At 66.0% G+C, this 25,660-nt stretch carries 21 protein-coding genes; 11 read left to right on the plus strand and 10 right to left on the minus strand.

The window, feature by feature from the left end:
• Positions 1–3 precede the first annotated feature (3 nt).
• On the plus strand, positions 4–564 hold the full coding sequence (locus NM1_RS17125) for an NADPH-dependent FMN reductase (RefSeq protein WP_068020694.1): 561 nt from the start codon (positions 4–6) through the stop codon (positions 562–564).
• An 82-nt stretch (positions 565–646) separates the two neighbouring features.
• Here the strand turns inward: NM1_RS17125 and eccE are convergent, their stop codons facing one another.
• A complete protein-coding gene (eccE, locus tag NM1_RS17130) occupies positions 647–2,293 on the minus strand; it encodes a type VII secretion protein EccE (RefSeq protein ID WP_068020696.1) in 1,647 nt (548 codons plus the stop codon).
• 110 nt (positions 2,294–2,403) lie between these two features.
• Between eccE and eccB the strand changes: the two genes are divergently transcribed.
• Positions 2,404–3,915, plus strand: a complete 1,512-nt coding sequence (gene eccB / locus NM1_RS17135) for a type VII secretion protein EccB (RefSeq protein ID WP_084519722.1) — start codon at positions 2,404–2,406, stop codon at positions 3,913–3,915.
• A gap of 16 nt (positions 3,916–3,931) precedes the next feature.
• Here the strand turns inward: eccB and NM1_RS17140 are convergent, their stop codons facing one another.
• Positions 3,932–4,750 (minus strand): potassium channel family protein, encoded by an 819-nt coding sequence (locus tag NM1_RS17140; RefSeq protein WP_068020701.1) that lies wholly within the window; start codon positions 4,748–4,750, stop codon positions 3,932–3,934.
• 152 nt (positions 4,751–4,902) lie between these two features.
• Between NM1_RS17140 and NM1_RS17145 the strand changes: the two genes are divergently transcribed.
• On the plus strand, positions 4,903–5,436 hold the full coding sequence (locus NM1_RS17145) for a pyridoxamine 5'-phosphate oxidase family protein (protein ID WP_068020704.1): 534 nt from the start codon (positions 4,903–4,905) through the stop codon (positions 5,434–5,436).
• Positions 5,437–5,485: 49 nt separating this feature from the next.
• Here NM1_RS17145 and mycP read toward each other — a convergent pair whose 3' ends face one another.
• Together mycP and eccD are read right to left on the minus strand one after the other, a co-directional pair.
• Entirely contained in the window at positions 5,486–6,907 is a 1,422-nt protein-coding gene (mycP, locus tag NM1_RS17150) for a type VII secretion-associated serine protease mycosin (RefSeq protein ID WP_246010859.1), read from the minus strand.
• 4 nt (positions 6,908–6,911) lie between these two features.
• Positions 6,912–8,378 (minus strand): type VII secretion integral membrane protein EccD, encoded by a 1,467-nt coding sequence (gene eccD, locus NM1_RS17155; protein WP_068020706.1) that lies wholly within the window; start codon positions 8,376–8,378, stop codon positions 6,912–6,914.
• 158 nt (positions 8,379–8,536) lie between these two features.
• Between eccD and eccCa the strand changes: the two genes are divergently transcribed.
• The 3 genes from eccCa (at position 8,537) to NM1_RS17170 (ending at position 13,515) form a co-directional block, all read left to right on the plus strand.
• Positions 8,537–12,571, plus strand: a complete 4,035-nt coding sequence (eccCa, locus tag NM1_RS17160; protein WP_068020708.1) for a type VII secretion protein EccCa — start codon at positions 8,537–8,539, stop codon at positions 12,569–12,571.
• Between the two features lie 300 nt (positions 12,572–12,871).
• Positions 12,872–13,180, plus strand: a complete 309-nt coding sequence (locus NM1_RS17165) for a WXG100 family type VII secretion target (RefSeq protein WP_068020709.1) — start codon at positions 12,872–12,874, stop codon at positions 13,178–13,180.
• Positions 13,181–13,224: 44 nt separating this feature from the next.
• On the plus strand, positions 13,225–13,515 hold the full coding sequence (locus tag NM1_RS17170; RefSeq protein ID WP_068020711.1) for a WXG100 family type VII secretion target: 291 nt from the start codon (positions 13,225–13,227) through the stop codon (positions 13,513–13,515).
• 95 nt (positions 13,516–13,610) lie between these two features.
• On the opposite strand, the gene NM1_RS17175 is transcribed toward NM1_RS17170, so the two are convergent.
• From NM1_RS17175 to NM1_RS17195, 5 genes are all read right to left on the minus strand, one after another.
• Positions 13,611–15,155 (minus strand): serine/threonine-protein kinase, encoded by a 1,545-nt coding sequence (locus tag NM1_RS17175; RefSeq protein ID WP_068020713.1) that lies wholly within the window; start codon positions 15,153–15,155, stop codon positions 13,611–13,613.
• Positions 15,156–15,255: 100 nt separating this feature from the next.
• On the minus strand, positions 15,256–16,455 hold the full coding sequence (locus NM1_RS42325) for a DUF7373 family lipoprotein (RefSeq protein WP_147288898.1): 1,200 nt from the start codon (positions 16,453–16,455) through the stop codon (positions 15,256–15,258).
• Positions 16,456–16,465: 10 nt separating this feature from the next.
• Positions 16,466–17,686, minus strand: coding sequence for a DUF7373 family lipoprotein (locus NM1_RS17185; protein WP_147288899.1), 1,221 nt, complete (start codon positions 17,684–17,686; stop codon positions 16,466–16,468).
• A 27-nt stretch (positions 17,687–17,713) separates the two neighbouring features.
• On the minus strand, positions 17,714–18,937 hold the full coding sequence (locus NM1_RS17190) for a DUF7373 family lipoprotein (RefSeq protein WP_068020913.1): 1,224 nt from the start codon (positions 18,935–18,937) through the stop codon (positions 17,714–17,716).
• A 195-nt stretch (positions 18,938–19,132) separates the two neighbouring features.
• Positions 19,133–19,915, minus strand: a complete 783-nt coding sequence (locus NM1_RS17195) for a maleylpyruvate isomerase N-terminal domain-containing protein (protein ID WP_114699462.1) — start codon at positions 19,913–19,915, stop codon at positions 19,133–19,135.
• A gap of 635 nt (positions 19,916–20,550) precedes the next feature.
• On the opposite strand from NM1_RS17195, the gene NM1_RS17200 reads away from it, so the two are divergent.
• The 5 genes from NM1_RS17200 to NM1_RS17220 all read left to right on the plus strand — a co-directional run bounded on the left by NM1_RS17200 (position 20,551) and on the right by NM1_RS17220 (position 24,168).
• Positions 20,551–20,883, plus strand: a complete 333-nt coding sequence (locus NM1_RS17200) for a WXG100 family type VII secretion target (RefSeq protein WP_068020719.1) — start codon at positions 20,551–20,553, stop codon at positions 20,881–20,883.
• The gene (locus tag NM1_RS17205) at positions 20,883–21,179 is read left to right on the plus strand and encodes a WXG100 family type VII secretion target (protein ID WP_068020721.1); all 297 of its coding nucleotides are present in this window, start codon (positions 20,883–20,885) and stop codon (positions 21,177–21,179) included. Before NM1_RS17200 ends, NM1_RS17205 begins: the two co-directional genes overlap by 1 nt.
• A gap of 87 nt (positions 21,180–21,266) precedes the next feature.
• Entirely contained in the window at positions 21,267–22,472 is a 1,206-nt protein-coding gene (locus tag NM1_RS17210) for a hypothetical protein (protein WP_255286196.1), read from the plus strand.
• A gap of 1 nt (position 22,473) precedes the next feature.
• Complete coding sequence (locus NM1_RS17215) at positions 22,474–22,920, plus strand: hypothetical protein (protein WP_068020725.1); 447 nt, start codon at positions 22,474–22,476, stop codon at positions 22,918–22,920.
• Positions 22,921–23,037: 117 nt separating this feature from the next.
• The gene (locus NM1_RS17220) at positions 23,038–24,168 is read left to right on the plus strand and encodes a metallophosphoesterase (RefSeq protein WP_068020727.1); all 1,131 of its coding nucleotides are present in this window, start codon (positions 23,038–23,040) and stop codon (positions 24,166–24,168) included.
• Positions 24,169–24,172: 4 nt separating this feature from the next.
• On the opposite strand, the gene NM1_RS17225 is transcribed toward NM1_RS17220, so the two are convergent.
• Positions 24,173–25,588 carry a type VII secretion-associated protein gene (locus NM1_RS17225; protein ID WP_068020728.1) on the minus strand — a complete coding sequence of 472 codons (1,416 nt, stop codon included), beginning with the start codon at positions 25,586–25,588 and terminating at the stop codon, positions 24,173–24,175.
• Positions 25,589–25,660 lie beyond the last annotated feature (72 nt).

Raw genomic sequence — 25,660 nt, forward strand, 5'->3', positions numbered from 1 at the left:
GGCATGGACACCCCGCTGCGCCTCGAGGTCATCGTCGCCAGCGTGCGACCGGAACGGTTCGCGCCCGTCGTCGCCGACTGGTTCCTGCGCACCGCGCGGGCCTACCCCGAATTCGATATCGGGGTCATCGATCTCATGGACACCCCGCTGCCCACCGACCTGTCGCCGACGCTCCAGGCCCGCGCCTATCGCGAACGGCTCGCGGCCGCAGACGCTTTCGTCGTCGTCACCTCCGAGTACAACCACGGCTACCCGGCCTCGCTCAAGACCGCCCTGGACACCGCGAAGCACGAGTGGCGGGCCAAGCCCATCGGTTTCGTCGGTTACGGCGGACTGTCCGGTGGTCTGCGCGCCATCGAACAGTTGCGTCAGGTGGTCGCCGAGATCCATATGGTCTCGATCCGCGAATCCGTCAGTTTCCACGAGGCCAAGCGCAAATTCGACACCGCCGGGAACACCGAGGACGGCGCCGCGAAGGACGCCGCCCAACGCCTGCTCCGACAGCTGTCCTGGTGGGCCCGCCACCTGCGCACCGCGCGAGCCGCCGATCCGTATCCCGGATGACATCCGGCCTGGCCGGTCACATTTCGCGTCGACGGGGCAGTAGCTGCCGTCTCGAGGCGAAACGTGACCGCGTAGGCCGGATCTACTGGCTCGCCATCGCCCGCCGCTGACCGCGCGGCTGGCCGATGTAGGTGGTCTCGCGGGGGATCGACACCAGGGTCAGGTCGACCTGGGCGGTTCCGGTGCGCAGGATGACGTGGTTGCCGATCGCGCCGGGCTGGTGGATCTGCAGGTCCGGGCGGGTGGCGGGCCAGCCCATCGGGTCGCCGGTCACGTAGATGGTGGTGACACCGGCGTGCGGGGCGGGCGCCAGCACGCCGTCGACCACGGCGGCGGTGAAATTCGCGTCGCTCTGGTGGGTTTCGACGGCGATCGTCAGCCGCTCCGGATTGCCGATGGTCTCGACCAGCTGCTGCCAGGCATGCGGCCGGTCGGTGCGGATGAGGATGCGCTCGCCGACCGCCAGCGCCCGGAACACCAGCTGCTGCGCCAGATACAGCTCACCGGCGACGTACACGGTCGAAATGCCCTGTCCGACAAGGCGGATCGCCACACCGTTGCCCTCGTCGTCCGAGCCGATCAGCTGACCGCAGCCCGACGACGGCAGATGCAGCGCCCCGACCACGTCGATCGGGTACTCGCCCAGCGGCACCGTGTCGTCGACGTCCGGGATGCCGATCGGCAGGTGCGCCAGCAGGCTCTGCCGATGGCGGCCGTTCAGCGACACCATGCCCTTGCGCCGCTGCTTCTCCGGCAGCTCCCGGGTGGTCAGGCGCCATGCGGCACCGACATTCACCTCCTCGGCGGAGCTGCCCGGCCGCAGCCGCACGGCCACGGTGGTGCCGCGCGAGGGCGCCACCCACAGCTGCGCCAGCAGGTCCGAGCCCAGCTGCTTCGGATCGACGGCCGCGCCGATGTTGACGCCGTTGCCGAGTTCGGCGTAGCGCCAGCGGTGGCTGAGCGTGCGCGCATCGATGCCCGCGGTGACCTGCAGCACCGCCTTCTTGATCTCGGGCGCGGTGAGCACGCGCGACGCGCAGTCGGCATCCTCCAGCGCGCGCACGATGCGCTGGGTCGCGATGGTGACGGCGCGGCAGGCGCCCGCGGTCCCGCCACCGCGGCGATCGGCCGCGTCCGGGCAGACCAGCGCGTCGAAGCTGATGGCCAGCCACACCGTGCGGTGCGCGGTGGCCGGCAGCGGGCCCAGCAGCGATTCGTAGATCGGCCCGGCGGGGGTACCGGAGCGGCTGCGGTGGCCGTGGCTGATGATGTCGATGCCGCTGAGCAGGATGTCGTGCTGGTTCAGGCACTGCGCCAGCTCGGGCAGCGGCAGCAGGTGCGAGGCGTGCACGGTGTTGCGGTCGATGCGGGTCAGCCCGCCCTTGGGTGCCAGCACCTCGACCACCGCCACCACGCGGCTGCCCTCCCAGTACAGGCCGAGCGAGCGGCCGTCGGGACCGCGGAAGTCGACGGTGTCGCCGAGCTCGTAGTCGCGGCGGGTGCGGTACCGCCAGATCGTCGCGATCCAGTCGGCCAGCGTTCGTTTGCCGAACGGGATCAGCACCAGCAATCCCGCCCCGACCGCCGCGGCCAGGGCGTACCACCACGGCACGCCCACGACCAGCACGATCACCCCAACCACTAGTCCGAACAACTGCGCCACCAGCAGGTTCGGTAGCGAGATTCGTCCAAACAGCGGGCGGTTGTGCGTGCCGCTCGGTTCGGCCATCGTCGTCCCCCAGGTACCCGGTGTCGGCCATTTCGACGGCCGAGCTGAACTTCAGTCCCGGTGAACTGTACTGTGTTGTGCGGACGTGAGCACTGTTCGGGGGAGCCTTTATGCCTTCAAGACCCACCACTCGCTGGCAGGTGAGCGGTTACCGCTTCCTGGTACGGCGGATGGAGCACGCCCTGGTACGCCGGGATGTGCGCATGTTGCACGACCCGATGCGCTCGCAGTCGCGGGCCTACACGGCCGGACTGGTGCTGGGCATCATCGCGCTCGCCGGCTGCGGCGTGCTGGCACTGCTGCGCCCGCAGGGGGCGATCGGCGACAACAAGATTCTCCTCGGCAAGGACAGCGGCGCGGTATACGCCGTGATCGACGGTGTCGTGCACCCCGCGCTGAATCTGGCATCGGCGCGGCTGGCGGTCGGCGAGCCCGCCAAGGCGGAGTCGATCAAGGAATCGGAGCTGGCGAAGAAGCCGCGCGGCACGCTCATCGGCATCCCGGGCGCACCCGCCTCGCTGAACTTCGACACCGCCGGCAAGGGCCGGGTGTGGACGATCTGCGACGAGATGAGCAACGACGGCAGCCGGGGCCTGACCACGACGGTGCTGGCGGGAGACCCGATACTGGGCGAGAAGGCCGCGACCATGGGCCGCGATTCGGCACTGCTGGTCAAGGGCCGCGACGCCACCTACCTGATCTACGACAACCAGCGCGCGCGGGTCGATATGACCGACCCCGCCGTCACCAACGCGTTGAAGATTCGCGGCATGACGCCCCGGCCGGTCAGCGAGGGCCTGCTGAACTCGATCCCCGAGGTGCTGCCGATCGTGCCGCCGAAGATCGACGATCCGGGCGGCCTGCCTTCCTATTCGCTGGGCAGCAGCCACCGCATCGGCGATGTGGTGCACGTGGATACCAAGGATCAGTACTTCGTCGTGCTGCGCGACGGCATCCAGGCGGTGTCGCCGCTGACCGCCGACATCATCCGGAACTCGAATCCGACTGTGTCGCAGAATGCTTCGATCACCCAGTACGACAGCACCAATGCGCCGCCGACCACCGAGCTGCAGGTGTCGAAGTACCCGGAGCTCGCGCCGAAGATCGTCGACATGAAGGATCAGCCGGTGGGCTGCCTGTCGTGGAAGCCGATGGCCGGTGCCGCCGAGAAGTCGGACGGCAGTAGGCATGCCGAGTTGTCGCTGATCACCGGCCACATGCTGCCGCTGCCCGACAACTCGAAGACGACGCCGCTGGCTCAGGCCGACGCGTCCGGCCCGAATGTCGACGCGTTCTACTCCAAGCCCGGCTCCGGCGTCTTCGTGCAGACCACGGGCATCGAGCCGGACAGCCAGCGCCGCGACAGCCAGTTCTTCATCGCCGACACCGGAGTCCGCTACGGCATCAAGGACACCGAGGCCGGTAAGGCGCTGGGCATGGACCCGGAGAAGGCCAAGCCCGAACCGGCCCCCTGGCCGATCGTCGGCCTGCTCGCCCCCGGCCCCACCCTCGGTCGCCAGGAGGCCATGGTCGCCCACGACGGCGTGGCCCCGGACCCCAACCCGGCCAAGGAACTGGTGAAGTCCAAGGACGACAAGACCACGGCCACCGGGCAGAACTGAGCGACGAGGCGCCGCGTTACCCGCCGATGCTGTTCGGGCCGTGGGTATTCGGTGACGGTATTTCCGTCGGGCGCAATGCCGCGACCTCGGTGCGCAGGGCGCGGATTTCCTCGACGAGCTTGCCGACCTCGATGTCGGTGCGTTCGGTGGATTCCTCGACGGTCTTCAGTTGGTCCAGTACCCAGCTGGTGGTGGTGCCGATGGCGAAGCTGATCAGGCCGATGCCGAAGGTCATGAGGATCAGCGCGACCAGGCGTCCCTCGACCGTGACCGGGTAGTAGTCGCCGTAGCCGACGGTGGTCACCGAGACGACCGCCCACCACAGTGCGTCGCCGAAGCTCTGCACCTTGGCGTCCGGCGCGCCGTACTCGGCGTCGAACATCGCCAGGCTGCACAGGAATACGACCAGCAGCGAACTCACGCCGACGAAGATCGACAGGCGCATGCGGTTGAACGTATTGCGATTGAGGGTGTCCAGCACCAGCAGTGCGGCCCGCAGCAGGCGCAGCGGGCGGATCGGCGGCAGCACGACGATCAGTAGTTCCAGCGGATGCGTGCGCAGGAAACGCCAACGCCGAGTGGACAATCCGACCCGGACCGCGAAATCCGCCGCGAAGATCACCCAGATCGTGATGTCGGCGGCCGTCAGCCAGGTGTCCAGTGCCGGGGAGGCCCCGGTATCGAGGACGTGCCAGGCATAGACGCCGAGAAAGGCGACCGCCAGCACGCCCATCGGGATATTGGTGGCGCGTTCCCAGGCCACCCGGCGGCTGACCGCCGGAGTCGCCGAGGGGGAGAGCACGTCGGAACCTGTGTGAATACCGGTCTGAGCCATGCGGATACTGCCTTGATCGATCGTCGGGCAGCCGCGGAACGGCCGACCGTGAGGGTGCATCGAAACTATCGCTGGTCGGTGCGCCGATGTTGCCCGGCGTCGGATGGTTCCCGATACCGATGAATTCGGGCCGGGAAGGAAGTCGCAACCGTATGGAGACGATCAATCTTGCCGAACTGTACGACCAGCAGGCCATGAGCTGGGACGAGGTCCGGGCCCGGCTCGACGCCGGATTCCCCCAGGAACCGGGCGGCGGCGGCCCCGACCGCCACACCTGCTGGCTCACCACCCTCAACTCCGACGGCAGCCCGCACGTGACCGGCGTCGGCGCCCTGTGGGTCGACGGCACCTTCTGGTTCGAGACCGGCAGGCGAACCCGCAAGGGCCGCAACCTCGCCCACGACCCCCGCTGCGCCCTGAGCCTGGCCACCCGCGAATTCGACCTGGTGGTCGAGGGCACAGCCGACATCGTCACCGACCCGGCGACGGTCGCGAAGATGGCCGCCCATTGGGCCGCGGGCGGCTGGCCCGCCCGCGTAGACGAGTCGGGCCAAGCCCTCACCGCCGAATTCAGCGCCCAATCCGCAGGCAAGCCACCCTGGCACGTCTACCGCATTACTCCGCGCAGTGTGACCGCCCTCGCCACGGTCGACCCCTTCGGCGCCACCCGCTGGCGCTTCGACTAGCGCGGCTCGACTGGCCGCCGCCCGGTGCAGCGATGGAGGTCGGTGGCCGTCAGTCCTCTCGCACACCGAGGCGGCGGCGGATCGGGAACGAGGCCAGGTAGCCCAGGACGAGCAGCAACCCGATCACGCCGGTGCCGATGAGGGCGACGTTGCGGGCGGTGTTGTCCGGCGGCGGCGGGGCCTGGGGGACCGGCAGCTGCAGGCTCTTGGCGGGGCTCGGATGCTTGGGCGGCAACTGATTCGGGACCTGGGCGGTCAGGGCCGCGACCGGGTCGACTGCGCCGTATCCGAGGAAGGGATTCCAGCCCTCGGCGGGGGCGTGCGCGGTCGCCTCGATGCGCTGGATCACCTCGAGCGCGCTCAGCTCGGGGAAGCGGGAGCGAATCAAGGCGGCGACGCCCGACACATAGGGTGCGGCGAAGCTGGTTCCCTGCAGTTGAGCCTGCTGTCCCTGGCCCTGCGGGCTGACCGTTCCGACGATGGTGCCCTTGCTTCCGCCCTCGTTGAAATGCACGTCGAGCGAGGTGATGTCCTCGCCCGGTGCCGCCACGCCGACCCACGGTCCCGGCACGGTGAACTTCGACGGCTGGCCGTTGCGGTCGATCGAACCCACGGACAGCACGTAGTCGTCGTAGCGCGCGGGCGAGACGTTCATATTGACCTTGCTCCACGGGTCCGCGGCCGGATCCAGCGGATCGAGCACCGGATTGGTGCCCTTGCACTTGTCGTTGTTGCCCGCGGCGGCCACCACGACGACGTTCTTCTCCAGCGCGGCATAGCGTACGGCCGCACCGAGACTCGCGTCCTCGATCTCGGCGCGGCAGGCGACCTCCGAGATATTGATGACCGAGGCACCCATGTCGGCCGACCGCCGGACCGCGGAGGCCAGCGTGTTCGTATTGCCGTACCCCTCGGGCATGGCGTCCGGCGCCTGTTCGCGGGACTTGCCCTTCTCTTGATACTGCGAACTGGTCTGCCGGATGGTGAGGATCTGTGCCTCGGGTGCCACGCCCGCGAAACCCTGGCCGGGTTCCTCACTGGCAGCGATGATTCCGGCAACGACGGTGCCGTGCGAATCGCAGTCCTCGGTGCCGTCGGAGTTGCTCACGTAGTCGCCGCCCGCGATGAGCCCCGGCAGCCGGGGGTGCCGCGCGACACCGGTATCGATGACCGCGACCAATTGCCCGGCGCCCTTCGAGAACTGCCAGGCGTGCGGAAGGTCCAGCGCGCGTTGCGGAGTCGGGATGGTCGGCCCGTCGCCGCCCCACACGGTGCCGATCGGGCAGACGGAGTTGGCGTTGCGCTCCGTCGCTCCCGGCGGCGCGGCATTACCCGCGGGCGGCGCCGCCCCCGGCGGGACCACGGGTTTCTCCGCGAACGCCGATCCCGCGCCCACCGATACGCTCATCCCCAGTACGGCGGCCGCCGCAACGACGCGAACCACGTTGCGCCCGAACATCTTCGGTCCCATGGCGCTACAGCGAACGAATCAGCGTGTACAGCTCGGCCACCCAGAACACCAGCGGTATCACCGCGGCCACGAAGGCGTACTCCAGCAGTTCGACGGCCCGGCGCATCGGCGGGGTGGCGGACTGGTTGGGCACGATCAGGCCGAGGATCAGCGCGCCGATCAGCATCACCATCGCGGCACCGAACACCGCCAGCGGCTGATCCATCGTGAGCGCGGCCGCGATCATCATGGCCAGCAGGATGGTGGCGCCGCCGCCGAGCAGCACGACGGCCTGTTCGGCACCGGCGTAGGTGCGGCTGCGGAACATCAGCACGATCGCGCCCACCAGCGCGAGCGCCACTCCGGGCCAGAACGGGTCGTCGGCGCCCGGGTCGGTGGCGGCCAGCACGCCGACGACCGTTACCAGTGTCGTCGCGGTGACCAGTCCGGCCAGATACATCCGTGCGCGTTCGGATTTCGCGCGCAACGCCTCCATGGTCGGCAGCGCCCGGTGGTCGTCCGGATCGTCCTCGGTGGGATCGATCGGCGTGCCCGGCGAGGGCACCGGCGGCAGCGGCAGCTTGGACAGCAGCATCGAGACCCGCGGCGACAGCGACAGGCCCGCCAGCGCGAGCGCGGCGGCGACGGCGCCGATGGCCTTCACCGGCTGCGACGTCAGCAGCCCCACGATGGCGGCGGGAACGGCGAACACCGACAGCGTGGTGGTGCCGATGAACAGCGCCAGGCCCACCCCGCTGACCCGCCACGCGAGGATCGAGGTCGCCCCGACGAGGACCGCCCCCAACAGGATGTTCGCCCATCCGTAGTGGTCGGGAACCAGCAGCATGCCCGCGGTGAACGCGGCGGGCAGCGCGCAGCCGCCGAGGATCAGCGCCGTGGCGCGATCGCCGTACATCCGGCTCAGCACGGTCGCGGCAACGACCAGCAGAATGGCGATGAACGCGGCGATCGACCCGGTGATATAGCCCGACAGCGCGTCCGGCGCGGTGAGCAGCCCGGCGCAGCCGACGAGCATGGTCAGCACGGCGATGACCGAGCCGGTGATGCGCGCTACCCCCGGCGACCAGGTGCGGAAGTGGTCGGCGTCGGCGATCGCGACGTTGTACATGATGTCGTCGAACAGCGGCGTCGGCGCCACGTGGTCGGCGCTCTCCAGCATCAGCAGTTCGCCGTCGCGCACGCCCTGCTCACCCAGGCTGAGCGAATTGGAGAACGGCGGCTGCCCGATGCGCGCCAGCACCCATTCCGCGGGCTGGAACTGTTCACCGGAGTTGTCGAAGTCGTTGTGCCGGCTGTGCTGCGCGACCATGTCGACGACGCTGGGAATGACGAGCGCGACCGGGACGTCGACCGGAATGGCCATGTCCACCTGGGTGTGTTTGGCCAGGATGGTTACGCGGGCAAGATCGGGTGCCCGGACGATCCCGCGGCTCGAATCCTCTTCGATATGTTCCAGTCGCGCGTGCGTCACGCTTCCCCCAACTCCGTCTCTACCTCGGGTTTCCGCATCCGCCCCGGTTTGCGGTCGCGCGGCCGGTCCGTGCAGAATGCCTCCGAACTGTACGTCATGTCGGCAGTGCGCTCTACACTGAGGCCGCTAGCACTGTCGCGAAGGGGGATCTTCCGTCGATGAGCACCGTCCGGTTCCAACGCCGTCAACGCCGGGAGGTCCCGAGATCGCCCGGTGGCGAGGTCACTTTGCAGCCGCCGCCGGAGATTCCGCGCGCGGTACCGGGCAGTCTGATCCAGAAGCTCATGCCGGTCGTGATGATCGTCGGCATGGTCGGGATGATGGCCCTGCTGTTCACGCAGGGCGGGGGCATCGCCTCCAACCCGATGAGCATGATGTTCCCGATGATGATGGTCTTCTCGATGGTCGGCATGTTCGCCGGTCAGGGCGGGAAGGGCCAGAAGGCGGCGGAGGCCAACGAGGACCGCAAGGACTACCTGCGCTATCTCGATCAGGTCCGCAAGGATGTCGACGAGACCGCCAAACAGCAGCGTGAGGCCGTCGAGTGGAGCCACCCGGAGCCCGGCCTGGTCTGGATGCTGGCGGGCACCAGCCGCATGTGGGAGCGGCGCCCCGGCGACAAGGACTTCTGCCACGCCCGCATCGGCCTGGGCGGCCAGCGGCTGGCGACGCGCCTGGTCTCCCCGGAGACCGGCCCGGTCGAGGAGCTGGAGCCGATCGCCGCGGTCTCGCTGCGCCGGTTCGTGCGCACCCACTCCACCGTGGTGGACCTGCCGACCGCGATCGCGGTGAAGGGCTTCGCCACCATCCAACTGAACGGCGACCGCACCCAGGCCCGGGACATGACGCGCGCAATGCTGTTGCAGCTGTGCATGTTCCAGGCGCCGGACCAGGTGCTGCTGGCGGTGGTGTGCGGTGCCGACACGATGCGCGAGTGGGAGTGGACCAAGTGGCTCCCGCACACCCAGCATCCCGAATCGCAGGACGGCGTCGGTACCGAGCGCATGGTGTACGGCTCGGTTCGCGAGATGGCCGCGGGTCTGAATCCGCTGCTGCACAACCGGGTTCGGTACTCGCGTAATCAACCGGCCAACCAGAACCTGGTGCACATCATCATCGTGGTCGACGGCGGCCTGCTGGAGGCCGAAGAGGACAGCCTGCGGGAGTCCGGCTACGAGGGCGTCACCGTCATCGATCTGTGCAATTACGCTCCGCGCCTGGCGGTTTCGCGCGGCATCCAGATGGTGGTCGAGAACGGCGAATGCGTCGGCCGCGGCGCCACCGGCAATATGGAGCGCTTCGCGCTGATCGACCGGATCAGCGCCCGCCAGGCCGAGCAGGTGGCGCGCCGCCTGGCCCCGTTCCGGGTGGCCGTGCAGCGCGGCAGCGACGTGGCGGCCGAGGAGAGCGCGGAGGTCATCTCGTCGTGGTCGCAGCTGATGGGCCTCGGCGACATCGGCACGTTCAATCCGGAGTACGCCTGGAAGCCCCGCTACGGCCGGGAGCGCCTGCGCGTCCCGTTCGGCGTGGGTGCCGACGGGCTGCCGGTGTACCTGGACATCAAGGAGGCCGCGGAGAACGGCATGGGCCCGCACGGCCTGTGCATCGGCGCCACCGGTTCCGGTAAGTCGGAATTCCTTCGCACCCTGGTGCTTTCGCAGCTGGCGACGCACTCGCCCGACCAGCTGAACCTGGTCCTCGTCGACTTCAAGGGTGGTGCCACCTTCCTCGGCCTGGACGACGTGCCGCACGTGGCGGCCGTCATCACCAACCTGGAGGAAGAGGCCGACCTCGTCGACCGCATGAAGGACGCGCTGGCCGGTGAGATGAACCGCCGCCAGGAGGTGCTGCGCTCGGCCGGTAACTTCGCCAATGTCGGCGAGTACGAGAAGGCCCGCGCCGCCGGTGCCGACCTGGACCCGCTGCCCGCGCTGTTCGTGGTGCTCGACGAGTTCTCCGAACTGCTCTCGCAGCACCCGGATTTCGCGGAGCTGTTCGTCATGATCGGCCGGCTGGGCCGCTCGCTGCACGTGCACCTGCTGCTGGCCTCGCAGCGCCTGGAAGAGGGCAAGCTGAAGGGTCTGGAGACCCACCTGTCCTATCGAATCGGCCTGAAGACGTTCTCCGCCAACGAGTCTCGTCAGGTGCTGGGCGTTCCCGACGCCTACAATCTGCCGTCCAGCCCGGGTGGTGGATACCTGAAGGCCGGCGACGGCGAGATCCGGCGCTTCCAGGCGTCGTACGTGTCCGGCACCTACGTCGGTGGCGGTGCGCAGCGCGAGGTCACCCAGGCCGGCATCGCGGGCGGCGAGATCGATATCAATGCTCGCGCCTTCTCCGCCGGCCACGTGAATTTCCGTGCCAGCGATCGGCTTCCGCTGCCGCAGGAGTCGGTGGTGGTCGAGCAGCCCAAGGACGAGGGCGAGAAGATCTCCAACCTCGACATGCTGGTGTCGCGCATCCAGGGCCACGGTCGCCGTGCCCACGAGATCTGGCTGCCGCCGCTGGACGCGGCGCCCACCCTGGATCAGCTCATTCCGCGCTCGATCCTCACCGGCGAGTACAACCAGGTCGCTTCGCTGCGCGCGCCCATCGGCATCGTCGACCGCCCCTATGACCAGCGCCGCGATCCGTACATCGTCGACCTGTCCGGCTCGCGCGGCAATGTCGCCATCGTCGGCGGCCCGCAGTCCGGTAAGTCGACCGCCCTGCGCTCGATGATCATGGCGATGTCGCTGACCCACACCGCCGAGCAGGTGCAGTTCTACTGCCTGGACTTCGGCGGTGGCACGCTGGCGAGCCTCGAGAGCCTGCCGCACGTGGGTTCGGTGGCGAGCCGCCTCGAGGTCGACAAGGTGCGCCGCACGATCTCCGAGATGCAGACCATCGTCCGCCAGCGCGAGCTGCGGTTCCGCCAGCTGGGTGTCGAGTCGATGTCGGAGTTCCGCAGGATGCGGGCCTCCGATCCGGGTTCCAGCCCGGGCGTGGCCGGCGTGCACGAGGATCCGTTCGGCGATGTCTTCCTGGTCATCGACGGCTACGGCTCGATCCGCACGGATTTCGATCCGCTCGAACCGCTGATCACCAGCCTGGCCACGCAGGGCCTGTCATACGGCGTGCACGTGGTCCTGTCGCTGTCGCGCTGGATGGAGGCGCGCCCCGCGCTGAAGGATCAGATCGGCACCCGCATCGAGCTGCGACTCGGTGACCCGATGGACTCCGACTTCGGCCGCAAGGTCGCCGCGCTGGTTCCGCAGGGCAGGCCGGGCCGCGGTATGACGCCCGAAGCCCTGCACATGCTGACCGCCCTGCCGCGGGTCGACGGCAGCTCGAACCCGGTGGACCTGAGCACCGGAGTGGCCGCCGCCGTCAGTGATATCGCCGCCCGGACGCCGGGACGTCCGGCGCCGAAGGTCCGGATGCTGCCGGATACGTTCACGCGGGATCAACTGCTGCAATCGCTCAACGGCTGGCCCGCCACCCTCGACCCGAGCCGCAAGAATGCGCAGATCCCGGTCGGCCTGAACGAATCCGAACTGGCCCCGGTGTTCTTCAATTTCGAAGAGCAGTCGCACTTCCTGGCCTTCGGCGACAGCGAGAGCGGCAAGACGAACCTGCTCCGCACGATCGTCCAGGGCATCATCCAATCCAACCGGCCGGACCAGGCCAAGATCGTGCTGGCCGACTACCGGCGCACGATGCTGGGGCTGATCGAAACCGAACACCTCGCGGGGTACGCGCCCTCGGAGGAAGTGCTGACATCGCTGGCACAGCAGCTGGCCGCACTCTTCAAAGACCGCATGCCCGGTCCGGACATCACCCAGCAGCAATTGCGCGATCGCTCGTGGTGGTCGGGCCCCGACGTCTATGTGGTCGTGGACGATTACGACCTGGTGGTCACCTCCTCCGGCAATCCGGTCGCCGTCCTGGTCGAATTCCTGGCGCACGCAAAAGATCTCGGATTCCACCTGATCGTGGCCCGCCGCTCGGGCGGCGCCTCCCGCGCGATGTACGACCCGGTGATCTCCCGAATGCGCGATGTCGGCGCCATCGGCTTGATCATGAGCGGCAATCGCGACGAGGGCCAACTGCTCGGCAATGTGCGGCCGAGCGAGATGCCACCCGGCCGCGGCACGCTCATCACTCGGGCCGGCAACGACCTGTTCCAGGCGGCGTGGAGCCCGGGGCAATGACTCGGTCGGAGTGCACGATCGCAGGCCTGATAGGGGCTTGCTCGGCCGTGTACTCTAATGAGCTAGTCGACCAGGCTCGCGGGCCGGTGTCGTACGGAAGCGAGGAAGGGGGGTGGGACTCTGCCCGGGCCGCATGACGTCAGCTGTTGCGGTGGCCGGTGCTCTCCCGGGGTTCCGAAACTTGTGGGAGCCGATGGAACCAACGACGTGCACCGTGCGTCGAATCGATATGTAGGGGATCGATGTGCCAAGTCGTGAGTCGACTCGATCCGAAGAGAACGTAGAGAGGGGCTAGGGGATATGACCCAGGCAATGGAACAGGATGATGCGGCGATCTCCAGCGCTGCTCAGAAGGTCATGAATTCGATCGAGCAGATCCGCAGCCAGGTCAACGCGGTGACCGCGAAAGCTCAGGAGATGAAGGCCGGCTGGGAAGGCGATGCCTATGTCGCCTTCTCCGGGGTCGCCGACAGCTGGCAGCAGGAAGGCCTGAAGCTGAACGCCAAGATCGATGCCATGCGGGAGCACCTCCAGACCGTGGTCAAGCAGACCAATGCGGCCCAGAGCGACAGCAGCAGCAACATCGCTCGGCTGAACATGGGCTCCTGATCAGGTCGAATCGACTTTCTCTCATATAGAACGGAGTAGGAATAATGGGTTTTACCAAGTACAACCCGGCTATCATCGTTCCCGGACTTGGTGATCTGCGGGGGTCGCACGCCAAGCTGACGACCGATAATCAGGATATCCAGCAGGCCGCTGCGGAACTGATGGCTATTTGGCGGGGTAAGGCTGCGGACAATTTCGATGCCGCGCACAAGGCTTGGATGAACGAATTCTCGGATACCTTGACCAAGCTGCAGGACCTGATCAATGTATCTCAGTCTGCGATGGATGAAGCCCTCGCGCTGGATGCATCGCTGGCCGGAGGGTTCGGCGCTTAAACGTAAGCGCGCCCCTCGGTGCGATAGCGGCTGGTTGGCAATCTGATATTGCCGACCAGCCGCTTCATTTATTTGCCGAAGAGTGCCGATTCAGTCTAGGTGACAACCTTGGCGAGGGCGGGAACCATCTTGTCGACCAGGGTATCGACCGATTGATCGGTCCAGACCTGGTAAGCCTGGATTGCGGACGGATCGTCGACGATCGCGATCTTCGCAGATGTCCCCAAGAGAGCACTGGGCAGACCTCGCATCCCGCCATTGCCTGCCTGGCTGTCGGATCGCAGGATGACAATGACATCGACTTTCTTGATATCGATATTGCTCATCGAGAGCTGCCGAGGTGATTTCTCACCGGCGGTGGCGCGATAGTCGGGGCTGTATCGGAACCCGAGATCCTGTAGAAAGTCGGTCTGGTCACTGGGATCGAGATCAATCGAGGCGGCGGAGTTCGTATACCGGAGAGCGACGACGGACTTGCCGTCGAACTGCGGATGGCTGCTCTTGGCCTGGGCGACCTTGTCGGTCGAGGATGGTTGAGCACCGTCGTTGGTGAGGAAATATGTTCCGGCGGCGACCGCCACGGCGACCACCAGGGCAGCCAGTCCCGGCACCAGGAACTTTCGTGAACGGGATCGCCGGGGTGTCAGGTTGTTCAGGTTCGGCGTCGTGGCCGCGAGCCGTGGTCCGGTCGTTCCGCGTGTGGGCTGCGTGTAGTTGTATTCCACCTGCGGAGCGACGGGGTAGCTGTGTGGTGGTGTCGTGTATCCCGTTGCGGGCGAACGGTACTGGGCACTGGCACCCATCAATGCGATCTCGGCCGCCTGCGTGAACTCCCGGCAGCTGTTGTAGCGCTCGGCCGGGTTCTTGGCCATGACGCGCGCGATGACGTCGTCCAACGCCGGCGGAAGTCCCGAGCGGAGCATGCTCACCCTGGGCGGCGGCTCATGGAGGTGGCCCATCATGACCATCGCCGGAACCGTTGCAGGGTATGGGTTTTGGCCGGTCAGGAGCTTGACGAGGGAACATCCCAGGCTGTAGATGTCGGCATGATGGTCGAGGCGTTCGCCCAGCAGCTGCTCCGGCGGGGCGTAGGCCACCGTCGCCATGAAGTTGCCGGTCGAGGTGAGATCCTGGCCGTCCTCCGCCGACTTGGCCACGCCGAAGTCGGTGAGATATACCCGCTCCTCGTCGTCGTCATCCGAGGCGGAGAGCAGGAAATTCGCCGGCTTGATGTCACGATGCAGCAGTCCGCGCCGGTGGGCGTAGTCCAGACCCTTGCCGACCTCGGTGACGATTCGCAGGGCGCGCTGCGGAGGCATGGCGGCGGGTCCCTTGGCCACTTCCTCTGCGGCGTCGGTCCCCTGGACGTACTGCATGGCGATCCAGAGCTGGCCGTCCTCTTCGCCGCGGCTGTACACCTTCACGATGCTCGGATGATCCAGTCCGGCCGCGAGATTCGCCTCCCGCTCGAATCTCGCGCGGAACTCGGGATCGGTCGAGAGATCTGCGCTGAGCACCTTCAACGCGTCACGACGGGGGAGGATGGGGTTCTGCGCCAGGTAGACGGTGCCCATGCCGCCACTGCCGAGCACCTGAATCACCCGGTAGCCACCGATCATCGCACCGGGCTGCAACGGCATCCGATCCTCCTACGTGCATATCTGGTGCCCTTACAGGCACCGGTTGGTGTTCAGAATCTAGCAAGGGGGGCAGTGGTAATCGACCGGTCCCGTCGGACGACTATCCTCCTGCCAGTAGTTTGTACTGTGCAGCGGTCTTCTGGTAGAGGTCCTGAGGTTGTTCCGAAGGCACCAGAGCTACATAGCGATCGTGAGATAGGAAGCACCGGTACTTGGAGTCGGCCGCGCTCTCGTCCTTGGTTCTCGAGCACCTGGTATCAGGCAACCCGGGTGGGCTGTCCATCGCTTCGTATCTATCCACGCCTTGAGCGAGGTAAGCGGCGAGTAGCCGCTTCGCGGCAGCTGAGTTCGCGGTGCGAAATAAAATGCTTCCTCGCTCGGCGACAAGATCGACATCAGCATCCTCGAAGGCTCGCTTGATCGAATCGGGCTGTGTCTGCCGATGCAATGCCGCGTGGGACGTGTATACGCCGGTCGTTACCGTCGGCTTGTCCGATGGAATCGTCTTGCCCAAGAGCCCATCGATATCCGCAGGAACTTCGGAAAGCTTGTCGGCGGGCGTGGGCTTGTAACCCTTCAACAATTCGAATTGCTTGTCCAGCATTCTCTTGGTCAGGTCGAGCAGGGGTGCGGGGTCCGGCGGAGTCGCCATATTGTTACTGATATACGTCTCGGCGACGAAGTTGTCGTGAGGTGTCCACGTTTTTACCGAATCGTACTGGCTCAGGAACGCCGAAGACATGGGGTAGCCGTTGACGGTCAGTGGCATCTTGGCGGGGTATACCGCATTCGAGTCCTCCGCCATTGCCTTTGCCGCGTTAGCTGCATGTTCATTCGTGTCGAATCGCAACAGCTTGAACTCGACCTTCGTGCCGGGCTGATTCCCTGAGCGTCGATTTCCGAAGGTGCTCCAACCCGCAATCAACCCGGGTGCTGCGTCTTTGAATTTAACGCCCTTGGAGTCCATGGACGGCGGATACTTGGCGGTATAGGCATGTGTGACGAAACTTCGCCCGTAGACCAACCGGCTATCGATATCGAGCATCAACGGAATATGTTCCGCCATTCGGATGGACTCCTGTACGGCACCCGAGGCATCGTCTTTTACCGTCTCCATGTCTTGCGGTGCTGTGGGGTAGTTCCCCGAATCGAGTTTCGCAATGTCCACGGCGGACGAGTCGGACGTCGATTCTCCGCATCCAACCGCAATGGCGGCGGTGACCGCGAGGGAAATTGTGACAGCGAACCCGCTGAGGGTGCGGCCACCGCGTGTCTTCCGAGAAAATAACTTTCGAGTCATATGCAAGTCGCTATTCGCTCTTGGTAAGTATCGAGTATTGAGCGGCGGCCCGCTGATAAAAGGCCGGATCCACAGCACCGGACAGCTTGCTCTGCGCGCTGATGACTCCCACATAGCGACCGTAGACAACCGCACAGATGAAGGTGTGATCGCGGATGGGTTCCTTATCGTCGAGCTTGATGCAATGAGCATCCGTGACTCCGGGCGGGTTCGGGACCTCCTCATCGTCTCGCCCGAGTCTCGTCAGGGCCGCCTGTAATTTGAATGCGGACTCCAGGTCGCGTGTACGATATACGACACCGTCGTTTCTCGCCACCAGGTCTACTCCATTTTCCGCGAATGCTTTTCGCAGGCCGGTGGCATCCCGCTCGAAGTGGAGATCCCCAGCGGGGTCATAGTACCCGACGGTATTCTCCGTCAGCGAGGCGTCGTAAATCTTATCGGGTAGCTGGAGTGCATATCGCATGATTCCAGCGGGATTCTGCGGAAGATCGAGGATATCGTCCGGAGCGGTGGGCTGCGTCGTGTTCAGCCTGGCGACCTGCATATCCAGGACCTTCTTCAGTCCGACGCCCAGTGCGGCCTGGTCGGGTTTCGGAATTGTCAATGATGTGACGATGACATGAGGTCCGTGTGCGGCAAACACGGTGCCCACCGCGTCGGTCGACGACCCGGAATGCGTATTGGTGGTGTGGCCATCGATCGGTATCGGATGGCGGTTCGGGCTCCTGCCGTACGTGTCCTGGTCGAACTCGGCTGCGGCGGCCTGTGCGGCGGAGTCGGTAGGGAAGCGCATCACCGCGACGGCCAAGAACTTCTCGCTGCGACGACTTCCGTTACTCCGCGCAGTATAGGCGCCGCCGATGAGATGGTTCCGCTCGGCAACGGGCTTGAAACTGCTCGGCAGGACGCCGCTGGTGTCATCGAATATCGAACTGCTGTCTTCGATGATCTTCGTTTCTGCCAATTTACTCATCTCCGGATCGATCTCGTCCGGAGAGATGAGTATTCCCATGAGACGTCGTGACTCGATCGGAAAGACATCCGAACTCATGCTTATTTCCGGTTCGTAATCACTGGGTGCGCCTGCGTAGGGACCGATATTCAGCTTCGCGGTGTTAGCGGGGGTCATTCCGGGGATTGCATGTCCGGAGCTCGAGGCTCCGCAAGCCGAGGTGAGCACGGAAAATACGGCGACGGCGGCGAGAGCGCCGATGCGCTTCCGATTCATAGGAGAGCCTTGCGTCTGCACTGTGGATCACCGAGCCTGGAGGAGCGTGTACTGAGCCAGGATCTTCTGATGCAGATCCTGGATCTGCCTAGCGACGGCTTGCACGAGATACCGACCTGTTTTGAACATGCACAGCTTGATTCCCTGGTATTCGGGATAATTCGAATTCGGCTTATCGGTTGAACACCGGATTTCGGTGTCGACACCTTTCGGCGCCTCGACCGACTGCCGGTTCTCCGTGTCCTCGGACTGTGTCCATTTCTGCCAGAGTGCCTGCGCGCCCTGGTCGGTCCTGCTTCGGAAGACCGTCGCATCGCCGTAGGCGACCAGATCCAGGTCGCCGATGGTGAGAAAGTCGAGGCTCGGGTCCGAGTCGAGACCCGCCATGACACCGCGGCCTGCGTAGGTTCCGTCGGGATCCGGCCGCCATGGCGTCTCCGGATTAGTGGGCAAGGTGCGCCCGAGCAGACCGTCCGGGTCGAGAGGAATATTCGCAAGCTTGTCCGCCGGCGTGGGCTGGAACTTGTCGAGCAGCGGAATCTGTACGTCCAGCATGCGTTCGACCTGCGCCGACAGTGCAGGCAGATCGGGTGCGGACGTATCGTCGTCGACCTTGATGAAGATGACGTACCGGTCGTGCGCTGTCCATGACCCGATCGAGGAGACCGTCGGCCGCCAGTGTGCTTTGGTATTCGGGTATTTCGCGATCGGGACCGGTTGGTTGTCCGGTGTGAACGTGAAGTCGTCGTTCTCGAGAGTGGGACCCACGCTCGCGGCCGTCTTGGCGTCCGGGAACTCCATGACCGCGATGCTGAGTGTGCGGTCCTTGTGGTCCGGGGTTTCCTGAGTGGACCATCGGTTGGTCCAGCCGGCGAGAAGGTCCTTGGCGACATCGTCGAATGTGTCGTTGATGACGAGGTCGCCCATGCCTTTTCGGTTGAGGACGATGTGCGGCCGGATACCGTTGGTGTTGTCCTTGACGTAGGTCGGGTCGGCCTCGAACGGCAGCGCGACATAATCGGCGAGACGCTGGGATTCGCGCACCCGTGCCTGCTTGAAGTTCTTCGCGTTGCCGACAACCCGTGGTGTGGTCTGATAGTTGCCGACGTCGAGGTTGGACACGTCCGGCCCGGCCGGAGCCGGATCGCCGGTCTTGTCCGAACCGCACGCTCCTACTGCGGCGACCACCAGTCCCGCCGTGATCAAGGCAGACGTTGTCCGAGCCATCGCTGATCTCGCGGCGAGCTTCACGCCCTCCCCCTTCTCGTGTGTATCTCGCGGCATCCTACTTCAGAAGCCGGTCCAGGTCAGGATCGAGCAATCACACGTCGAGGGCATGTGACGACCCGAGTTTCCGCCTCGGCGATACCCGACCGGACCACCGCATGGTGATCCGATCGACTTGGAGTCGGGTTGGGGTTTCCTTGCAGCTCTGCGCGTATCAGCTCACGCGGGCAGGAAACGTTCGGCGAATCGCAGACCCAGCCACGGCTTGCGGCCCCAAGTCCCCACCTTGCCCGTCAACGTCGGCCACAGCGGATTGATCCGGCGATAGTTGAGGAGCAGGGCCGTGACCGGTTCCATGCTGATGTGTACGTCGATTCTGCCGGTGTCCGCCGGGTTTGCGGTGAGGACGCCGTCGACGAACCGATAGATATAGCGCGAGTAGCCGCGCAGGCGGAGCTCGTAGGTGGCTGTGTGGCCCAGGGACTGTGCGGGGTCCACCCACCCCGGGACCACCTGGTTCAGGCCGTCCATGATGATCGGCACGTGCGCCGGCTCGATCGGCCACGGCTTGCCGAGCACCTCGGCGATGTCGTATCCGTGGACGACGTATTCGCCGAGCAGCGTTCCGCGCGCCACGTCCGCCCGGATCCGCTGGTCGCCGTCGAACATCATCATCCGCGGCTCGTCGCCGACCTCGGCGATCAGCTCCAGGAACGAATCGGTATCCGCGACAAGTTTTTCGGCGAGCTTGTGCGGATCGCGGGTCGGCAGGGTCCGGATCTGCTCGGCATTGAAGGCGGGCAGATCGGCAGCGCGTGCGGGCCAATCGCCGTGCCCGAGGGCCAGGTCGTGATACCGCGACGGCTCCATCGCCACATGCCCGAGCACATCCCCGATCGACCACTCCGGCGTCCCGGTGACCTTGCGATCCTGCTCCGCTGCGGTGCCGGCCAAGTCCGCGAACCGGCGCGCCATGGTCCGGACAGCATCAGCGACATCCATACCTGTAACTCCCATTCTCGCCAACTCCGGCCCACCCTACGTGTTCACCGCAGGGTCGCCCAGTAACGCCGGCAGGCCTGGAGGGGTGTCGGTGTAGGTGCCCCCGCGGCGGCTCGAGCCGGCCGCCGAAGGGGGCACGTTCGTCGCCGAACTACAGATAGGGATTATTCCTCAGCGGTCCGTCGAAGTACCACTGCCCACTGCCCTGTGGGCGCTCGAAACAAGCCGTCGAATCGGGCGTGGACTGCTGTATTTTGAAGCATGCATGTTCTCCTTCGAATGGCCCTTCCAAGGCGGCTGAGGAAAGTCCTGGGGACCCGAGAATTATTCCGCCAGTCATCAATGCAACCGTAAACAGCCGCTTCCGCATGGTTCCTCCCGTTCATGCTGCCCCCCTTGGGCACGCATCATTCAGAGTACCGGATCATGCCCAGATGCCTTGTTGTGCAGCACGTTTCGGAGGTCGGAATGCCGTCGTTATCGGATCCAGGTATTGGCGACGAATACATTCGAGCCTGTAGCCTGCACATGATTCGAGCGTGTAACACTCGCGCTCGGTTCATGCAACGAATCGCCCCCACGCCGGCGGCCGGAGCGTCTGCATCGGGTGCCCGCGCGGACTACTATCGGCTTGCATGAGCGATGACGGGGGATCGGCGGGACCGGTGCAGGGCGTTTCGGTGGTTCCCGAGGAGGTCGCCGAGATCGGGCGATACGTCTACAACATCGCCGAGACCATGCGGCAGGCACTCGAGTCCGCCGGTAAAGACGTCGATTCGATGCTGTCCGACGGCTGGACCGGGGATGCGGCGGACGAGTTCTCGGAGGGTTGGACCGAAACCCGTGATGGGGGAGCGAAACTCATGCAGACACTGACGACCCTCGCCGAAAAGCTGGGCGTCACGGCAGCGAACTATCAGACCGCCGAAGCCGATGCGGCAGCGTCCGTCGCGCGGTTGAATATGTGATGGGCTCCCAGTTCTCGGTCGACCTCGAGCAACTGGACCAGGTCGTCGCCCGCCTCAACGGCCTGGCCGGTTTCGTGCGCGATCACCTCGACGGGCTCGATGACAAGGTCGCCGGACTGAGCGGTTTCTGGGAAAGCGTTGCGGCGCAGGCGTATACCGAGGCGCATCGCGAGTGGTCGACGGGTGCAAGGGAATTCGCTGACGGAGTCGCCGAGATGAGCGATGCGGCTCGCAAGGCGCACGAACGCTACACCCGGGCAGTCGATCTGAACCTGAGGATGTGGCGGGGGGAGTGACCGTTGAACATCGACTGGCAGATCTACTACGACGCGGCGAAGAAGTGCCACGATCTGGCCACCGACCTCCGCAGTGCCGACAAACCGGTGCACGATGCCGTGAAGAACGAGTGCGGCGGGATGGCGGGAGACGCTCCGGGCTGCAGGGAGTGGGGGCAGACCTATGATCGGACCGCCCGCGATGCGATGCAGGCGTGCACGAATCTCGCCGATGCGCTGACCAACGTCGGATACCTCCTGTACGCGACCGGTTACAACTACGGGATCGCGAACAAGAGCAAACCGCCTCCGCATCGGCCCACGCTCCAGGAGCTGCCGGTTCATCAGGTGTCGATCCCTACTTCGGTGCGCGACAACGGGATCGGCATCGACCATGGCGGCGGTGTGAAGGAGTTGTTCGACCGGCTGATCGCCGAGATCCTGCAGCAGTTCGGCAAGCTGCCGAACGGTGATGTGAAGAAGCTCGAGAAGGCCTCGTCGGTGTGGAAGACGTTCGCCGACAACGGAACCGTCACCGGCGCCGCCGGGCGAGTCGCCGAGATCATCGGCCTGTTCGACAGCATCGAGGACAAGCAGGGCCTACCACACATCCTCGAACGGCTCGATACACTGCGTGGCGGTGCCGAGCAGGTGGCTCTCGCGACGAAGAACGTTGCCGGTCCGGTTTCCGAGTATCACGCGGGCACCGTGGACGTGCGCGGAAAGATCGAATCGTCGATCACCACCGCCGAGTGGGCCATCGGCCTGACGGTGGTCGCCGCTGCCGCTACCGCCTGGTTCACGTTCGGCGGGAGCGCGGCCGCCGGTGCCGGTGGTGTCGGGGCGATCGTCACCAACACCATCAACACCATCCGCACGGTCTACCAGTCCAACAACCTGCTCCGAGTCGTCGGCCTGACCGCGGCCGCCGCGGGCGCCGTCGGCGTGATCAAAGCCTTCGACGCCGTCCCCAGCCTGGACAGCGCCATCAAGTCCCTGGAAAGCATCATCGTGATGCGGGTGCTGCTCGACGATGACGGTCGAGACGGCGAACACAGTTCCGACGGTCCGGACGAGGACTTCGAAGGCACCGGGTACTCCCGCGATGAGATCGCTGAGTTCGCGCGTGGACATGCTGGGGGCGATAACCCCGCAATGGGTAGACCAACGTTGCCGGAGATCGAGGAGACGTTGCAAAAGGGAAAGACATCACCCGGTGCGGGAAACTCTGTACGGTACGATTATAACGGGGTCAGGGTAATCGTAAACCGCGATGTTCCCTGGAGATCCACCACCTACTACCCGAGCCGGTGACATGAACGAGAAATATTCCGAAGAGATGCGGTCGAAATTCGATGGTCCGGAACTCGAGGAGTTGGACTCATGTCGATACAGAGTGAACGACTACAAATCATTCGGTGTTCTCGATCTGTTGGTCAGTTGGAAGCTGCATACTGAAAAGATCGACTCGGATCGCTTCAAATCGCCTGGCGACCGTGGTGTCTGGGGAGGCTACGATCTTGTGGCGGCGCTCTCTGTACGCGATTTTCTGGCCGACTGTATCGACCAACTATCCGAACCGTTGCGTAACAGGATCATGGATCTCGTAGACGAGTGCGATGAACTATTCCGTTCGATAAGTGTGAGCGATGATCGTCGACTTCTCGACCAGTATGCAGATTCGGATTTGTCGACTGCGCCGTGGTGGTGGCACAGGATCCCCGATTCGGGACCGTTGCGGGCCGAACTGGTCGGAGCCTGAAGGGTCCTGTGTTGGCTTGGTGTCTGCTCCTGGCGATCGTGCAGTGCGCGGGTATCATCGGTGGGACCTGAAGCGCCGGTCGGGTGCCGTGCGCCGCACCGCGCGTAGGTTGGTCTGGTGAAATACGTTCCGCGTGCGGCCCTGTTTCTGGGGATTCCCGCTCTGTTGTTCCTGGTGCCGTGGTGGTTGCTGGTGTACACCACGAGTTCGGGGGCGGTGTTCTGGGGTGGGACCGGGGTGTTCCTGGTGGGGTACGCGTGTCTGCCTGTGGGGATGGTGCTCGGGCATGGGCGGGCGCAGTCGGATGCGGCCGTGGTGGTGGGGAATACGCTGCTCGGGGCCGTGTGGGTGTTGTTCAGTTGGTCGGTGATCGGGGCCGTCGTGCGGGCGGGGTTGATCGTCGGGGGTGTGGAGGATCCGGTCCGGTCGCGCATTGTCGCGGTGGGCGTGCTGGCGGTGTGGGCGGGGCTGGTCGGCTGGGGGATGGTCGAGGCGCGGCGGGTGCCGAGGGTCCGGACGGTCGACGTGACGATTCCGGGGCTCGGGCGCGGCCTGGACGGCCTGCGGATGGTGGTGGTCACCGATACGCATTTCGCCGCGTTGAATCGGCTGCGGTGGTCGGAGCGGGTGGTCGAGGTCGTCAACGAGCAGCGGCCCGATATCGCCTGCCACGCGGGCGATCTCGCGGACGGCCCGGTGGTGCGGCGGCGGCCGCAGGTGGAGCCGCTGGGCAAGGTCGACGCGGAACTCGGCCGGTTCTACATCACCGGCAACCACGAGTACTACGGTGATGCGCCCGGCTGGATCGAGGTCATGACGTCGCTGGGCTGGGAGCCGCTGCACAATCGGCACCGAATCATCGAGCGGGGCGGCGACCGGCTGGTGGTCGCCGGTATCGACGACCCGACCGGCATCGCGCTGGACGGGCACGGCCCCGATCTACCCGCAGCCCTGTCCGGCGCCGACCCCGCGCTGCCGGTGATACTGCTCGCCCACCAGCCCAAACAGATCGCGGACGCCGTGAAATTCGGTGTCGCACTCCAGATCTCGGGCCACACCCACGGTGGCCAGATCTGGCCGTTCCACTATTTGGTCCGCCTCGACCAGCCCGTCGTCGCGGGCCTGAGCCGCCACGGCGACCACACCCAGCTCTACACCAGCCGAGGCACCGGCTTCTGGGGCCCGCCCCTGCGCATCTTCGCCCCCAGCGAGATCACCGTCCTGGTGCTGCGCACCCCGAACCGCTGATCTCCTACCGCGTGATCCGCATATCGCGGACCAGTTGTTCGCAGGGAGTGGCTATGGGTTGCCAGCTGTCCGAAGGGTATTGGCAGCCGACGCTGACCTGGAGGCCGGAGTCCACGATGACCTGCCAGCGGACCGTGGTGCCGTCGGGCGGGAATTCCTCGTAGGACAGGCCGGGGCGGCCGCCGAAGGCGGGGTCGCGGCGCAGGTCGGTCACCGTTCCCGCGGGGCGGCGCTGGATCTGGGCCTCCAGGGTGCGGGCGACCTCGTCGACGCTCGAACCGGGAGCGAGATCCTTCTGGGTGAGCGTGATCCGTTGGCGCGCACCGCTGTCCGGGCTCAGGTCGACGCGGTTGTCGTTCTGGGAGGCGATGCGCCAGCCGGCGGGGATCGGGGTCTGGACGCGACCGAACGTCTGCGGCGTCGGACGCGCGGTGGGCGGCGCCGCCTGCTGCGTGGCGGGTGGTGCGGCCGTCGTGCCGCCGGAGGATCGCGTCAGCAGCACCGCCACCCCCACCGCCACGACGAGGGCGACCACCGCTGCCGCCGCGCCGACGGTGACGAGGGTGCGCCGCGATCGGGGCGGCTGGGCGGCGACGGCGTGTTCGCGCAGCGGCGCATCCCATTCGACGGGTGGCGGCGCGGCGGGCCCGTAGCGGCTCGGCTGCGCGGGGTGCCCGAGCGGCTGCGATCCGCGGATGAGTTCGGTGCCCGCGACGGGGCGCACGTCGACCGGAAATCCACACTGCCCGGCGATCGCCGTGCGCAACGCCTCCAGCAGTGCGGGATCCGAGATCCCCACGGCCAGAAGGTAAGTCGGTGTCTGGCCCGCGAGCAGGCGGGCGACCACGGCGCCGACGGCGTCCAAGCCGGGCCCGTCCTGCGCGTCGGCGAGGCCGACGGTCGGCTCGTGCTCGCACGCGTCGATCCAGGTGTTCGACCCGGAGCGGCCGACCAGGGTCACGGTGGTGGACAGCGGGTTCAGCTCCAGCACCGCGATCCGCTGATGCTGTGCGGTACTCGCGCCGAGCGATACCGCGCGCAATGCCAGCGGCTCGACCGTCACGTCGGCGACCAGGCGGGACGCCGCCGCCTCCACCGCCGCGCGCCGCCGCCTGCCCCAGTCGGAGGGCGCCAGGACGGTGAGCCGCTCGCACGGGCCGGTCAGTCGCAGATTGGTCAGCACCGCCCCGAACAACACCGCGAAGGCGTCGGCCAGGGTCGGCAGGGCCGGGAAGGCGATCCGGTCGGCATCCGCCAGCCGTACCACCGACACCGCCGGATACTGCGGCCGCAACGCCTCTCCCACAACGAAACTCGTGCCGTCGCTGGCGGGTACGATCGACGGCGGGCCGTCCCAGTGCGTGGCCTCGCTGCGCGCCCACAGCCGGGTGTCGGTCAGAACCAGTTCGACAGTGGACATCAGGCCGCGACCGCCCGGTCCTCGTGCGCCGTGATCTTCACGCCCTCCCCTTCCGTGTAGGTCTCGCGGAAT

The organism is Nocardia mexicana NBRC 108244 (assembly GCF_001613165.1).
Taxonomy (GTDB): Bacteria; Actinomycetota; Actinomycetes; order Mycobacteriales; family Mycobacteriaceae; genus Nocardia; species Nocardia mexicana.